This window comes from Bacillus sp. C-3-6 (genome assembly GCF_054509685.1).
Window position 1 is genome coordinate 2,100,337 of sequence record NZ_CM137247.1, and the last position, 14,696, is coordinate 2,115,032.

General features: G+C 33.7%; 12 protein-coding genes. 9 read left to right on the plus strand and 3 right to left on the minus strand.

What is annotated here, in order from left to right; translation table 11 throughout:
* Positions 1-6 precede the first annotated feature (6 nt).
* The 3 genes from ACW0JX_RS10865 (at position 7) to ACW0JX_RS10875 (ending at position 4,538) form a co-directional block, all read left to right on the plus strand.
* Positions 7-1,824: an AAA family ATPase gene (locus ACW0JX_RS10865; RefSeq protein ID WP_000766193.1), complete on the plus strand. Its 1,818-nt coding sequence runs from the start codon at positions 7-9 to the stop codon at positions 1,822-1,824.
* Complete coding sequence (locus ACW0JX_RS10870) at positions 1,814-3,664, plus strand: hypothetical protein (RefSeq protein ID WP_001178725.1); 1,851 nt, start codon at positions 1,814-1,816, stop codon at positions 3,662-3,664. Before ACW0JX_RS10865 ends, ACW0JX_RS10870 begins: the two co-directional genes overlap by 11 nt.
* Before the next feature lie 277 nt (positions 3,665-3,941).
* Positions 3,942-4,538 carry a hypothetical protein gene (locus ACW0JX_RS10875; RefSeq protein WP_000487795.1) on the plus strand — a complete coding sequence of 199 codons (597 nt, stop codon included), beginning with the start codon at positions 3,942-3,944 and terminating at the stop codon, positions 4,536-4,538.
* 96 nt (positions 4,539-4,634) lie between these two features.
* On the opposite strand, the gene racA is transcribed toward ACW0JX_RS10875, so the two are convergent.
* On the minus strand, positions 4,635-5,177 hold the full coding sequence (gene racA, locus ACW0JX_RS10880) for a chromosome-anchoring protein RacA (RefSeq protein WP_000456013.1): 543 nt from the start codon (positions 5,175-5,177) through the stop codon (positions 4,635-4,637).
* A 354-nt stretch (positions 5,178-5,531) separates the two neighbouring features.
* Here racA and ACW0JX_RS10885 point away from each other — a divergent pair, with 354 nt between their 5' ends.
* Together ACW0JX_RS10885 and ACW0JX_RS10890 are read left to right on the plus strand one after the other, a co-directional pair.
* Positions 5,532-6,887 (plus strand): hemolysin family protein, encoded by a 1,356-nt coding sequence (locus ACW0JX_RS10885; RefSeq protein ID WP_095690973.1) that lies wholly within the window; start codon positions 5,532-5,534, stop codon positions 6,885-6,887.
* Between the two features lie 132 nt (positions 6,888-7,019).
* Positions 7,020-8,444: an aldehyde dehydrogenase family protein gene (locus ACW0JX_RS10890; protein WP_095690972.1), complete on the plus strand. Its 1,425-nt coding sequence runs from the start codon at positions 7,020-7,022 to the stop codon at positions 8,442-8,444.
* 102 nt (positions 8,445-8,546) lie between these two features.
* Here ACW0JX_RS10890 and ACW0JX_RS10895 read toward each other — a convergent pair whose 3' ends face one another.
* A complete protein-coding gene (locus ACW0JX_RS10895; protein ID WP_000247562.1) occupies positions 8,547-8,939 on the minus strand; it encodes a YueI family protein in 393 nt (130 codons plus the stop codon).
* 236 nt (positions 8,940-9,175) lie between these two features.
* Between ACW0JX_RS10895 and ACW0JX_RS10900 the strand changes: the two genes are divergently transcribed.
* Positions 9,176-10,309, plus strand: a complete 1,134-nt coding sequence (locus tag ACW0JX_RS10900; RefSeq protein ID WP_089170929.1) for a BA2291 family sporulation histidine kinase — start codon at positions 9,176-9,178, stop codon at positions 10,307-10,309.
* Positions 10,310-10,342: 33 nt separating this feature from the next.
* Here the strand turns inward: ACW0JX_RS10900 and ACW0JX_RS10905 are convergent, their stop codons facing one another.
* Positions 10,343-11,092 carry a DUF4397 domain-containing protein gene (locus tag ACW0JX_RS10905; protein WP_095690971.1) on the minus strand — a complete coding sequence of 250 codons (750 nt, stop codon included), beginning with the start codon at positions 11,090-11,092 and terminating at the stop codon, positions 10,343-10,345.
* Between the two features lie 946 nt (positions 11,093-12,038).
* Between ACW0JX_RS10905 and ACW0JX_RS10910 the strand changes: the two genes are divergently transcribed.
* From ACW0JX_RS10910 to ACW0JX_RS10920, 3 genes are read left to right on the plus strand one after another with little or no spacing between them, the layout of a single operon-like run.
* A complete protein-coding gene (locus tag ACW0JX_RS10910; protein WP_001205877.1) occupies positions 12,039-13,349 on the plus strand; it encodes an aspartate aminotransferase family protein in 1,311 nt (436 codons plus the stop codon).
* Positions 13,346-14,044, plus strand: coding sequence for an acetate CoA-transferase subunit alpha (gene atoD / locus ACW0JX_RS10915; protein WP_144465462.1), 699 nt, complete (start codon positions 13,346-13,348; stop codon positions 14,042-14,044). The genes ACW0JX_RS10910 and atoD overlap by 4 nt, the downstream gene beginning before the upstream one ends.
* Positions 14,029-14,691 carry a CoA transferase subunit B gene (locus tag ACW0JX_RS10920; RefSeq protein ID WP_053564592.1) on the plus strand — a complete coding sequence of 221 codons (663 nt, stop codon included), beginning with the start codon at positions 14,029-14,031 and terminating at the stop codon, positions 14,689-14,691. The genes atoD and ACW0JX_RS10920 overlap by 16 nt, the downstream gene beginning before the upstream one ends.
* Positions 14,692-14,696: the final 5 nt, after the last annotated feature.

Sequence of the window (14,696 nt, forward strand, 5' to 3'; positions counted from 1 at the left end):
ACTAAGGTGAAATTACATAAAGCTCTTCAGCCAAGTTTTATAAAACGAATGTACTATATGAGATTTTTAGGGAAATTTACAAAAGCTGAAAAAGAGAAGAGTGGAGAGAATTTCTTTGTACAATGCTTATCGCCAATACCATTCACTTTACAGGAACAATTTGCAAATGAACCCTATGTATTTGAAGGATTATGTAGTAATAAAAAGAATGAAAAAATCTTTTTGGAATTAAAGAAGAGGAAATTAGAAAAGCAATTAGTGATGTTTCGTCTTTATTATGAAAGAGGAAATGTATACGTGGAGTTAATATGTACAGAAGAACCGAAAGAAATAGCAAGCAGCTATAAAATGATTCCGGCACCTAAAGTTACAAATAATAAAAAAAGAGAATCTTTAGAACGAAAACTTAGCAACGGTTATTTATCATTTCTTATGCCTAAATTTCCGAAGGACTTTGAGCCTCCCGAATTATTGTGGCACGATGGAAGACTGTATGGAAACATATCCTTAAAGTCATCAATTAGCTCAATCGCATATTTTGAACAGAAACGTGAATGTAAATATATAAACTGCAGTGACTGGACGAAGTATGTAGAAATAGCGGTAGAAGATCAATTATATTTTGTAAGTGATCATGTGTATGAGCAATTAAAAAAACGAATGCATGAAGAAGGTAAGCTAGTTGAAGTAGAGGATATAAAAGTGCAAAAAGATGAATGGGAATGGGATGAGCGTGAATCGTCCTTTTTACAGTATGTACAAAGTATGGTGCATAATAAAGGGCTATATTTGGATGCAACGGATATTTATAATTTCCATATAAGTGTAAAAACAAATATGTTAACGATTCTTGGTGGTATACCGGGCGTTGGGAAATCACGTTTTGTGCAAACTTATGCAGAAGCATTAGGATTACAGTATGGGGAAGAATTGGTTTGGATTCCAATTTCACCATCGTATCAAGAACCACATGATTTACTTGGTTACCTTCATCCAAATGGTACTTTTATTGAAAGTGAAACGAAGTTAGTTAGGACGTTAATGAAGGCGAAAGAAAATCCCAATCAACTGTATATTATCGTTTTTGATGAAATGAACATGTCACATATTGAGCATTGGTTTACTCCATTTTTATCTGTTCTTCAACTTGAAACAAAAAATCGTATTTTAAACTTGTATGAGGGTGTTCAGGACATTGAGAATTCAATTCCATCAACAATTGAAATTGGAGAAAATATTATATTTGTAGGTACTGTGAATTTTGATGAAACAACGAAAGAGCTCTCCGATCGATTATTAGACCGAACGAACTTAATAACGTTACAAAAAATTCCGTTTTGTGAGATGGGCATGGAACTGGGGAAAGTCGTATTACACCCACCTTTGAAAGTAACAGCGGGAGAATTTCGGATAAATTGGATGAGAAATAAAGCGATGATTGAAGTGTTTTCTGAAGAAGAATTAGAGCTATTAGATAAGTTGCATGTCGTATTGTCATCACATGATGCGTCTAAGGGAATTTCTTTCCGATGTGCAAACGCAATTGCGACTTATTTGCAAAATATACCGTTCCAAAATAACCATACCTATATGATCAGTAGAGAAGAAGGGTTTGATTTACAAATAAAGCAGCGTGTATTGACGAAAATCAGAGGGACCGAAATGATGGTTGGTTCTTTACTTTCTGAAGAAGCAAAAAGGGGAGCGACCTTAGTACCTCTTTTGCAATCTGCACTTGCAAACAGAGTATCTACATTTGAACACTCTTTAGCATATATACGAGAAAAACGTAGGGAACTGGAGCTGTATGGATATGCAAAATGAAGGGCGTTACGAAACAAAAATCGTTGATACGAATGAAACGCTCCCTTTTGTATTAAAGTTAATCATTGGAAATGAGGGGAAAGGAGATTATATTTTATTAAATCGTCTTTGTACATCTACTACAGCATTAGTTCAATGCATTTATAAAGTACAAGAATTAAAACCGATTAGATTGCAGTACAATTATGAAATCCCAATGAATATTACTTTTATATGGAATAAAGTATATGAGGGACAGAAAAATATAAAAGAGGCTCAATATGAAATAAATGAAAAAAAACAAAGAGTATTAATATATGAACATGGGAAAACAGAATTCTTTTATCCATGGCGCTGTGGTTTATACCATTTTGAAGTTCGTATAGAAGATACAACGTATTATGGTGCTTTTCAAATCGTACCGAAAAACTTTTTTGATGATCAATTTGAAATGATTCAAGACTATGTGAAGTCAATTTTAAATGAGTTGATTTTGGATAGAGGTTATTATAAAAAGACTTTCTCTGCACTTAGCGATATTGAGGATTCTTCTTATTTAGTGTTGCTTAGAAAGTTACCCCAAAAAATGAAGATGATAAAGCAAATCTTTAAGAAAATAGAATCAAGCTCAAAATTTATAAATGCATATAAATGGGAAGGAAAAGAGAGAAAGCCAACAAGAAAAGGAACCATAGTGGCAGAAAGAAAACCTTATGCAAAACATTATAATCGTAAGTTTATGGAACAAAAAAATAGTAAGGAAAATGCATTTCTTAAATATAAATCGATGCAATTTTATCATTATTTAATTGAAGCTAAAAGTTTTTTACGTCAAACAATTGAAATATTAGAAAGAGAAAAAAAGAAAAAATCAGAAGAGTTTCAAGCCGTAAAAACAATTATACAAACAATTGAGCGTAATGGATCAGTAACCGATAGAGAGAAGCAAAAATATAAAAATATACATTTACTAAAAGAAGCCGATTTACGAAAGAGCTCAATGAAAATACAAGAATATAAAATATTGGCGCACATTGTGCATGAAAATGTACAATATTTTCAAATGTTAATGCACTCCTCGTTTTGGAGGGAAGTTACTGAAACAAGTAATATGAACTTACATGATTTACCGATACCACATCAACAATTACTACATCATTTAGAAGTACTCCCGCAATATACGGATCAATCTCCATCGTTATTATTTGTTTATAAGCCAACGTTTTTAGTGTATGAATATTACGCTTTTTTTATCGTTATTTCAATTTTAGAGCAAATTGGTTTTGAGGCTAGAAATTCCATTCGTGAACAAATACAAGAACATTTTTATGTAGATGGATTACAAGATGGAACGACAGTAGTTTTACAACGAGATGATTTAAAGGTGCATGTCGCATTTAATGACTTAATTGAAACACATCCTCTTATTGCATTAAGTAAAGGGAGTAATTTTTACAATGGTGAGGATACGAAGAAGCCAGATATTCGCTTAGACTGTTATGTAAAAGAAGATGGGAAATACGTATATAAATCTTCTATTATTATTGAAGTGAAGTATAGTCCAATGTACAATATTTTTCAGCACGTCGGAAATACGAAAGCAACTGAGCAAATGTATAAGTATTGGTCTATAAAGTATGTAGAAGAACAGGATGGAAAGCGAGTCTATTATCGAAGGTCAATTTATGAAGTCATTTGTGTATATCCAGGAAGCCATATGCATAGTAAAAAAATTGAGTCTGGATGTGGTGTTTTCTTGCAGTTATATCCATATAAGACGAAACAAGGGGAAGAGAAATTAGCTGGAAAACACGGGATGGTACAAATTTTTGAAAAGTGGTTAAAAAGCATTGAGAAGTAAAAGAAATCCTTTTTCATAAAGGATTTTTTTAGATTAAGAAGAATTATATGCTGTATGGAAAGAAACATATTGTAAGTTAGATTTGAAAAATGATATAAATATGTTATTAAAAGGAATGTGAGCGCGGGATAAAAGTCGATTAAATTGGAATCTAATTCATTTTGCAGAATATAATAAGTAATAAATATTTTTAGTTGCATACGAAGATTTGTTCTTATATGATAGATAGTGAAAGCGTTATCAAAAAACAGAGCGACGATGGGAAAGGCGGTTAAATATGTTCCAGCGTGTTCAAACAAAGGAAGAACATTTTGGGTTCGAGCAACTATGGGGAGATTTTTGTGAAGAAAGAAACTTAATGTTCGTAGAACGTAATTTAAATCCATCACGATTTTTATTAATAGAAGATGAACATCCTATTGGTACAGTAGAATGTATTAAGTATACGGTACCTGAACAATCAAATTCTGAGTTTTTCTATCCGTTTTCTAAAAATGATTTAGTAAAAGATTTGAAGAATGTGTATGAAATAGGCAAGTTAAGTATTTCGAAAACGTCTCGTGGGAGAGGACATTTTAAAAGGTTAACAGCTATTTTATTTATACATGCGTTAGAAACAAAAGCTGAATGGTACATTGCAGCAGTAACAAAAAGAATGTATATGTATTTACTTACACTCGGTTTTCCAATTGAACCGATAGATAATCCATTTCAGTTTCATGATACTTTACAAGGTGTACCAGTAAGAATTCATGCTCGAAAAGGGGTTACGCATTTGTATTCTTTAAAAGAATTTCGTGATGTGATTCAAGGGAATGCTCATGCACAGGCATTAATTGCAGAATACAGTAAAAATATTATGTTAACGAAATAAAACGAAGTGAATATGTATAATAAAGAGAATAATATTTTTATAAGATATAACTCTTCATTAAAAAAGACCCTTATTATTTTAATAAGGGTCTAAAAATTATAATCCAAATATACTAAAAATCATTTTGCGGCGCTTCGGTTTCTTTTCTCGTTCGTATGTTGGTTTTGAATCAGGAGTAATATAAATGGGTTCTTCTTTCGTTAGGGCAGCTTCTAACTTTTGAATTCGTTCTAACATTTCCTCCATTTCACGACGGTGTTGTAAAAGTTGGTACGTGACGACATCATTTGCCTTATCTTGCATTTGTTCTTCCATTCGATCGAGTCTTCTCGTAATAGTGTTTAATTGATCAGCTAATTGTTCAAAATCATTCGATGATATGTTTTGAACAATTGTATTGACTTGAGTTTTTAATTCTTCAACCTCATTTGAGGAAGTCTTTTGAGTAGGTTGAGGATTTTGAGACTGCTCTATTTGAAATAGATGGTGTTCTAACATTTGATCGACATCATCTTGTGTAAAAATAAAGTGGCCATATTTGTTTTTTTCTATCGTAAGATTTAATTGTTGCGCGATCCGGACAACAGCCTTTGGGCTAACACCTAATTTTTTTGCGATAAATGGTGTTTTATATTCCAAAATAATCCCTCCTATATATATCCTGTTGAATGATTTCGAGCTATGAAGTAAGTTCCCTTCTAGTGCGACAAAAGAAGTGTGGAATCGGCAAAGAAAGTGTTTTTTCACGAAATTGAGTTGAGAAGAATAGTTCGTTTAAATAAAAATGTTTTATCGTAACATTTAGAATAATTTGACGAGTGTAAATGAATTAGATTATCATAATGATAAATATCTTTTTTATGTATGCATATAATATATAAAAAGGTGGTTGCTAATGTAGAATTTTGTTAGAGTATTAGAATGCTTACTTCACTTGAATAAAATTAAGTAGGAGGTGGCTTCCTTGCTTACAATGTAAGTAAGGAAAAGTATTTGGACATATATAGTATAAGTATAGTGATTGTTTTAATTGCCTTAACGGCATTTTTCGTTGCAGCAGAATTTGCAATTGTTAAAGTGAGAAGTTCACGAATTGACTATTTAATTGCAGAAGGAAATAATCGTGCAACATCGGTCAAAACAGTCATTACAAACTTAGACGAATATTTATCTGCTTGTCAGTTAGGAATTACTGTTACAGCTTTAGGAATTGGGTGGTTTGGTAAACCTGCGTTAAAGCAAATGTTTGATAAGCTTTTTGCAAATTGGAATATCTCTACTCAACTAGCAGACATTTTTGCTGTAACTTTAGTATTTTTGTTAATTACTTTTTTACATGTTGTAATAGGGGAATTGGCCCCAAAAACATTTGCAATTCAAAAATCTGAACAAGTGAGTTTGCTTGTTTCTAAGCCGTTAATTTTCTTTTATCGTATTGCATTCCCATTCATTTGGCTATTAAATGGTTCAGCTCGAATCATTACGAAGCTGCTAGGGCTGAAACCGCCGAAGGGGCATGATGAGGTTCATTCAGAAGAAGAATTACGGTTGTTAGTTTCAGAAAGTTATAAAAATGGTGAGATTAATCAATCTGAATATAAATATGTAAATAAAATTTTTGAATTTGATGATCGGATTGCAAAAGAAATAATGGTACCTCGAACTGAAATGAATATTATAAGTAAAGAAATGCCCGCTGAAGAAGCTTTGCAAAAAATGTCTCGCGAAAAATATACAAGGTATCCAGTTGTTGATGGCGACAAAGACCACGTAATAGGTTTTGTGAATTTTAAAGATATTTTTACTGAGTTTGTACAACATAAAGCTGTTAATAAGAAGACAGTAGAGCAATATATGAGACCAATTATTTTAGTTATCGATTCTATTCCAATTCATGATTTGTTTTTAAAAATGCAAAAAGAAAGAACACATATTGCTATATTGATAGATGAATATGGTGGGACATCTGGACTTGTTACTGTTGAAGATATTTTGGAAGAAATTGTTGGAGATATTCAGGATGAGTTTGATACGGATGAGCAGCCAGAAATTCAAAAGGTTAGTGAAACGAAGACGATACTAGAGGGAAAAGTACTTGTTAGTGAAGTGAATACGTTATTTGGTTTAGGGATTGATGATGATGGTGTTGATACAATCGGTGGTTGGATTTTAACAAAGAATATAGAGATTGCTGAAGAGGATTCCATTGAAATTGAAAATTATAAGTTTTGTGTGAAAGAATTAGATGGACATTATATAAAAAGATTAGAAGTTACAAAGATAGTAGAATCGATTGTTATTTTAGAAGATGAAAAACAAATTTCGTTACAAGAGCAAATTAGCTCGTAAACTCTGCTATATAGCAGAGTTTTTTTGAGCATAATGTTTTTTGAGGGATAAGGGCTATGATACAATGACATAAGTTGAACCTTTCACTAGGTGAAGTATTGTTGTATACATATATTTGGAAGGAGAAGAAGTATGAAAAAGCATTTATATATAAACGGAAATTGGAAATCTGTAAACACGTATAAACCATTATACGCACCATATTCTGAAGAAACATTAGCGGAAATTGCACAAGGAACGGAAGAAGATGTAAAAGAGGCTGTTACTGCTGCAAAAAATGCAATGATAAAAATGAATAAATTATCTGCATATGATCGTGCGACTATTTTAGAGAAAGTTGCACAAAAAATGGATGAAAGAAGAGAAGAATTTGCAGAGATTATTGCAAAAGAAGCTGCAAAACCAATACGTGCTGCAAGGGGAGAAGTAGATCGTACTGTTCAAACGTACAAATTTGCAGCTGAAGAAGCGAAGCGTATATATGGTGAGACATTGCCATTAGACGCCGCACCTGGTGCGGATGGGCGTATTGCATATACAATCCGAAAGCCGATTGGGGTTATAGGGGCTATTACACCATTTAATTTCCCGTTAAATTTAGTAGCGCATAAAGTTGGACCAGCAATTGCTGCTGGAAATACAGTTGTATTAAAGCCAGCTGATCAAACGCCATTATCATCTTATGCATTAGTTGAGTTATTTGAAGAGGCAGGATTGCCAAATGGAGCTTTAAATATCATTTCTGGCCCTGGCGCCACGGTTGGTGAGGAAATCGTCAAAAATGATTACGTTGCTTCTATTACTTTTACCGGAAGTCCAAAAGTTGGAATCGGAATAAAACAAAAGGCTGGGCTAAAACGAGTTACGTTAGAACTAGGCTCAAATGCTGCTGTTATTATTGATGAAGATGTAGAGTTAACAGATGAAATAATTGAACGTGTAAAATGGGGAGCATTTGTTAATAATGGGCAAGTTTGTATTTCCGTACAACGTGTTTTTGTACATGAAACGAAAATGCATGAATTTCTCTCGAAGCTAAAGAAAGCGATGGAATCAGTTGTTGTTGGTGATCCACTGCTTGAGGAAACGGATGTATCAGCTTTAATTTCAAAAAAAGATGTAGAGCGAATTGATATGTGGGTTCAAGAAGCAATCAAGGAAGGAGCAACTGTTTTATGCGGTGGTAAGAAGCGGGATGCAAGAATTTTTGAACCGACTGTATTAACAAATGTTCCAGATCATGTATCTGTGCAGTGCCAAGAAGTATTTGGTCCACTCATGACAGTAAATACATTTAAAGAATTTGATGAAGCGATTGAGCAAGTAAATAATTCGCGTTACGGCTTACAGGCAGGAGTATTTACAAATAATTTATTTAAAGCAATGCGTGCAATTGATGAGCTAGAGGTTGGTGGTGTCATGATTAATGATATTCCAACGTTCAGAGTAGATCATATGCCTTATGGTGGTGTAAAAGAAAGTGGCACGGGGCGCGAAGGAATTAAATATGCAATAGAAGAAATGACAGAAATGAAATTAGTATGTATTAAAAAATAAAATAGAAAACTTAAAATTTGCGCTAAAAAACGAGTAGGGAATGTTTACGATTCCATACTCGTTTTTTTACGCTTTTAGTAACTATTTAATTAAGTGTAACTTTTACTTCATTTCTTGTTTGAAAATAGTATCTTCTACATAAATTTGTTCTTTATCTACAGCAGTAGCATGAGTTAATACTAAACCGATTGGTGTTTCTGTATCTTTATTTTGAACAATTGTAAAAGGAACATTTTTTTCGTTTGCTAATTTAATGTATTTTGATAAATGTGGGTAAGCAATGCTACCATTTAGGAGGAGTTGTAATGATTGAGAAGAGCGCATGCTACCTGCCACTTCAGAGTATACATTACTTTGCATTACTTGACCGATCGTTAAAGCGATTTCTACACGCTCACGTAATGTAGTTAAATACATATTACGTTCTTCTGGTTTGTTTTGCTTTTGGCCGTAAATGCCTTCTTGGAGATAATCTTCCACATTTTTATTTACCATATTTTTCACACCTTTCATTTTCTATTGTACGCAAGAATTAAAAATGATGCAAAAAAAAGTCGTTTTGACTACGGAAATAATGAAAATATGTGAAGGAAAAAGGGAATTTGCATACAATTAGTTAAATAAGAAAGAAAAAATAATTTTATCAACAGAAATTAACAAAATGTGACAAAAATCTATTAACGAATCGTATTTTTTGTGTTAATATTCAAAATATAAAGGGTATTCGTCGTATGGAAATGGAGGGAATGGAGGTTTTTCCAATCGATAAGGATATTAAAGAAATATTTTGTTCACACTTGAAAAACAATAGGCACCAATTCGTAGAGAACTGGAAAAACAAAATGATAATTTCCGAAAAAGATCCATTTAAACTAGAAGTAGTTCAAAATGGAGAGGATTTACTAGAGTTAATTATCGAACTTACTATGGAAGAGAAAGATATAAATTATCTTCAACCGTTATGCGAGAAAATTGCTATTGAACGTGCTGGAGCAGATGCGAATATTGGAGATTTTGTTTATAACGCAAACGTGGGAAGAAATGAACTTTTCGAAGCGATGTGTGAATTAGATGTTAGCGCTCGTGAATTGAAACCAATTATGGCAAAAATACATACTTGTTTTGACAAATTAATTTATTATACTGTTTTAAAATACTCGGAAATTATATCGAAGAATTTAGAGGAAAAACAGCAATATATTAACGAAACACATAAAGAAAGGCTGACGATTTTAGGACAAATGTCAGCTAGTTTTGTACATGAATTTCGTAATCCGCTTACTTCCATTATGGGGTTTGTCAAATTATTAAAGGCAGATCATCCGAGTTTATCGTATTTAGATATTATTTCGCATGAATTAGATCAATTAAATTTTCGTATTTCACAATTTTTACTCGTATCGAAAAAAGAAATGTGGAATGAATCGGAACGTTTTTGGCTTAATGACTTGTTTCAAGACATTATACAATTCTTATATCCGAGTTTGGTCAATGCGAATGTTTCGATTGAAAAGAACTTACCGTATCCAATTCCGCTTGTTGGCTATCGAAGTGAAGTGAGACAAGTATTTTTAAACATATTAATGAATTCAATTGATGCTCTTGAATCGATGAAAGAAGAACGGAAAATTATCATTGATGTATTTGAAGAAGATCAAGCTATTCGAATTGTGATAAAAAATAATGGGCCAATGATTCCAGCTGAAAATGTAGAAACGATTTTTGAACCATTTGTAACTACTAAAAAGTTAGGAACTGGTATTGGATTATTTGTATGTAAACAAATTGTGGAAAAACATAATGGGTCCATTATGTGTCGATCAGATAACGATTGGACGGAATTTCAAATTGCATTTCAAAAATAAACAGTCTACACCAAATGAATGGTGTAGACTGTTTTAATTTGTAAGTATAACAGCTTCTAATTTAGGGTCTTTATTTGAATAACCTACTATTGAAATTGTATAAATAACATTTGGTTCAACATTGAATTTTGGAATAGTCAATAAAACGTTTTTATTATCTGCGAGTGAAATTTCAATATCTGCTGTACCAGGGCTAACTTGTAAAAAATCTGTTATTTGTTTAAAGAGTACATTTTCAAATAAATGATCTCCATCTTTTAAATCTACATTTACAACAGGGGTATCTGGAGAGAAATGTGCAAAGCGAATTTTAGCTTGACCAGCTGGTAAATGTGTATTATCAAGTATAGGTTGTAATTGTAGGTGATTATCACTATTTATTGCAGCAAGAGTATAAGTATGATTTCCCATTATTGGTACCAATGCTGAAAAGATTGGAGTTTCATTTCCGACAGGGACAATATCTATACGGTATTTACCTTGCACTAATGATAAATAAGGGCTGAATTGCTTAAATGAAATACTTTTAATAACCTTTTGTCCGTTTACTAAAATATCAACCGCTGATATATTTGGATCGGCATGAAAAATTCTTATATGTGACGGTAAAGCAGCTTCTTGTGAATCCCTTTTCTCATGCGCCTGTACAAGTTTTGAAAGTGCATCGCAATATTTCATATATAATTCTATATATTTTTTAGGATTACGAAACTGATAGTAACGTGCGAGCTGTTCGTATTGCGTAACTTCTTGTCCATATTTTTCAATTTCAGATTGAGACATGAACATTCCTCCTTTGTCATCATTAAAACTATATGCGAAGCAAGAAAGCGGTTATGCGAAAAAAATAATTTTATAAAGGGAATATTAAAAATTGACAACTAATATGTCGTCATAAAGAGCTGCTGGTGCTTACGAGTATTTGGCAGAGTAAAGCAGTACATATGACTGCACGAAAGTAAAATAAATGCCAAATTGAAACTGCATTTCAATTAACATATTGAATACATGTCCAGCAATCGCTAGAAAACTAGAGTTTTTTTTAATTATAGGCAAATACACATACAAAGTGATAATTGTCCTACATAAATTATAAAGGAAAGGTAGTTTGAATCTGAGGAAAGGGGTGCCACTTCGGGATAGGGATATCCCGATAGTAATTGTGAATGAAGTTATGAAAAGGTTTTGTTTTATAGGCTGTAGGATGAATTTGTAAACATGATTTTTCTATTTATTTTAGCAATTGACAGTATTAACCCATAAGAGAGCGTCATGACGAACTGATTAGTGTGGTTAATCGGTTCTTTTTTTATAGTTTAAAAATGAAAAGTTTACATATTAAATATGAATCTGAATTGGTTAGTAAGGTGGGGTGTCGAAATTTGTTTTAAAATATGCAATTTAAAGTAGGATATTAGGAAGGAGTTTAACGGGAGTTCCGTCGAAGTGTACAGAATGTCGGCATTTAAGGGCAGCTGGCATTATGCTATAAAAACATTTGGTGATGTAGTCATTTCATATAAAAGGGAGGGTTATTTGGGCGTATAGAAAAGGATTGGTCTTCACTTTTAGTTCTGAATTTTCTGTTTTATAAATATTTTTAAGCACTCATTTGTATATTTTATAATAGTTTTTTGATAAATTCACTGCTTTTGCAGAGGATTCTTTTTTATGAAAGAAACGTCAATTTTCTTCATATATATACAAATTGGAGAAATGGGGGAGCGCTATGCGCGATTACTTAATTAAACCACTTGTTGGTCAGCCGTATCCAATGATTTCACATGGAAAAGGTGTTTATTTGTATGATCAAAATGGTAATAAATATTTTGATGGTTCGTCAGGAGCAATTACGGCAGGTATTGGGCATGGCGTAAAGGAGATTGCAGACGTTATTAAAAAACAAGCTGAGGAGATTGCTTTTGTTTATAGATCACAGTTTACGAGTGAACCGGCTGAAAAATTAGCAAAGAAGTTAAGTGATTTAAGTGTAGGAGATTTGAACTGGAGTTTCTTTGTAAATAGTGGTACGGAAGCAAATGAAACAGCTATGAAAATTGCAATTCAGCATTTTCAAGAGCGAGGTATTCAAGGGAAACATAAAATATTATCAAGATGGATGAGTTATCACGGTATTACGATGGGTGCGTTATCGATGTCTGGTCACCCACTACGTAGACAACGTTTCGTATCTATTTTGGAAGATTATCCGACTATACCAGCTCCATATTGTTTCAGATGCCCTGTTCAAAAGGTATATCCAACTTGTCAGCTGGCATGTGCGACTGAACTAGAAAGATCAATTGAAAGAATTGGTGCAGAGCATATTGCTGCTTTTATTGCTGAGCCGATTATCGGAGCAGCTGGAGGCGCGGTTGTTCCGCCGAAAGACTATTATAAAGTCATTAAAGATATTTGCGACCATTACGATATTTTATTTATTGCGGATGAAGTGATGACTGGGCTTGGTCGTACTGGAGCATGGTTTGCAATGGAGCATTGGGGTGTAGAACCGGATATCATGACACTTGGTAAAGGGTTAGGAGCGGGATATACACCGATGGCAGCGACAGTTGTAAGTGATCGTGTTATGGAACCAATATTACGTGGGTCACGTTCAGTAATGAGCGGTCATACGTTAAGTGCCAATCCATTGTCTGCAGCAACGGCTTTAGCTGTTATTGAATATATGGAGAAACATAATCTCCCTGAAAAAACAGCAGAAAAGGGAGAGTATTTAATAAAAGGCTTACAGAAAGTTCAGCAACAATCGACAATCATTGCTGATGTGCGCGGAAAAGGGTTGCTAATCGGAGTAGAATTGCAACCGTTTACAAAAGCGTCGGAGCTTATTTCAGTTGCAGCTAAAAATGGCCTACTTTTATACCAAGCAGTTTCAGGGCAAGCAGGAAAAGAAGATAGTGCACTGCTTGTAGCACCGCCAATGACAACTACATATTCCGAGTTAGATGAATTACTTTCAATTTTCTCTAAAAGTGTGGAAGAGATGATGCAAAAAGGAGGGCATAGTATCGCATGACAACTATTACAAATACATTCGGTAAATTAAAAGAAATTGAGGAAGTAATTTCTTTGTTCCATGATGATATGACATTAATGTTTGGGGGATTTGGAGGGATTGGATCCCCTCCATCTTTAATACAGGCAATTTTAGAAAAAGGCGTTACAAATTTAAATTTGATTGGAAATGACACTGGATTCCCTGATGTAGGTATCGGTCGTCTTGTTACAAATGAAAGAGTTAAATCACTAATTACTTCTCATATTGGCTCCAACCCAAATGCAGGAAGGCAACTAAACGAGGGAAGATTACAAATTGAGTTTTCTCCGCAGGGAACATTAGCAGAGCGCATTCGCGCTGGTGGCGTTGGTCTTGGTGGTGTTTTAGTTGATGTTGGTGTTGATACGATTGTGGAAGAGGGAAAACGAACAGTTGAAATGAATGGTAAGACCTACTTAGTTGAAACAGCATTAACTGCTGAAGTTTCAATTGTATTTGCGAAAAAGGCAGATCCGTTTGGTAACCTTGTATTTGACAAAAGTGCACGAAATATGAATCCTCACGTAGCGATGGCTGGGGATATAACAATTGTAGAAGCAGAAGAAATAGTCCCGCTTGGAAGTTTAGATCCAGAGGAAATTGTCGTTCCAGGTGTTTTCGTAAATTATATTGTACCGTCGGAAGGAGTGAACTGGAAATGGGTATGGGCGTAGAAGTGAGGGATAAGATTGCTAGGCGAGCGGCGAAAGAAATACAAAATGGCATGATTGTAAATTTAGGTATTGGCATACCATCGCTTGTACCAAATCATTTGCCTAACGATATAAATGTTATGTTTCATGCGGAAAATGGAATCGTCGGTATGGGACCAACGCCAAGTAAAGGGAATGAAGACGAAAATTTGTGTAACGCGGCAGGTTTACCAACTTCTCTTATAACAGGAGCGAGTTATTTCGATAGTTGTACAGCGTTTGGTATGATTCGAAAAGGTTTGCTAGACATAACGATTCTTGGTTCATTACAAGTAAGTGAAAACGGTGATTTAGCAAACTGGATTGTACCTGGAAAACGTGTTCCAGGTATTGGTGGAGCAATGGATTTAGCACAAAAAGCGAAGCGGGTCGTTGTTGTGATGAATCATGTTGATAAGTACGGAAATGCAAAAATTATTTCAGAGTGTACATTGCCATTAACTTCAAAGAAATGTGTAGATTTAATTATTACTGATATGGCGGTCATGGAGGTAACTCCGAGTGGACTTATATTACAAGAATTAATGAGCCCATACACAGTAGAAGATATAAAACGACATACAGAAGCTGATTTTCAAATTAGTTCTAACTTACTAGTAATTGAATGAAGGGA

Bases quoted from the DNA above. Each gene is read 5' to 3' on its own strand.
- ACW0JX_RS10870 (WP_001178725.1), top strand. From the start codon at position 1,814: ATGCAAAATGAAGGGCGTTACGAAACAAAAATCGTTGATACGAATGAA.
- ACW0JX_RS10875 (WP_000487795.1), top strand. From the start codon at position 3,942: ATGTTCCAGCGTGTTCAAACAAAGGAAGAACATTTTGGGTTCGAGCAA.
- ACW0JX_RS10890 (WP_095690972.1), top strand. From the start codon at position 7,020: ATGAAAAAGCATTTATATATAAACGGAAATTGGAAATCTGTAAACACG.
- ACW0JX_RS10895 (WP_000247562.1), bottom strand. From the start codon at position 8,939: ATGGTAAATAAAAATGTGGAAGATTATCTCCAAGAAGGCATTTACGGC.
- ACW0JX_RS10900 (WP_089170929.1), top strand. From the start codon at position 9,176: ATGGAAATGGAGGGAATGGAGGTTTTTCCAATCGATAAGGATATTAAA.
- ACW0JX_RS10905 (WP_095690971.1), bottom strand. From the start codon at position 11,092: ATGTCTCAATCTGAAATTGAAAAATATGGACAAGAAGTTACGCAATAC.
- ACW0JX_RS10910 (WP_001205877.1), top strand. From the start codon at position 12,039: ATGCGCGATTACTTAATTAAACCACTTGTTGGTCAGCCGTATCCAATG.
- atoD (WP_144465462.1), top strand. From the start codon at position 13,346: ATGACAACTATTACAAATACATTCGGTAAATTAAAAGAAATTGAGGAA.
- ACW0JX_RS10920 (WP_053564592.1), top strand. From the start codon at position 14,029: ATGGGTATGGGCGTAGAAGTGAGGGATAAGATTGCTAGGCGAGCGGCG.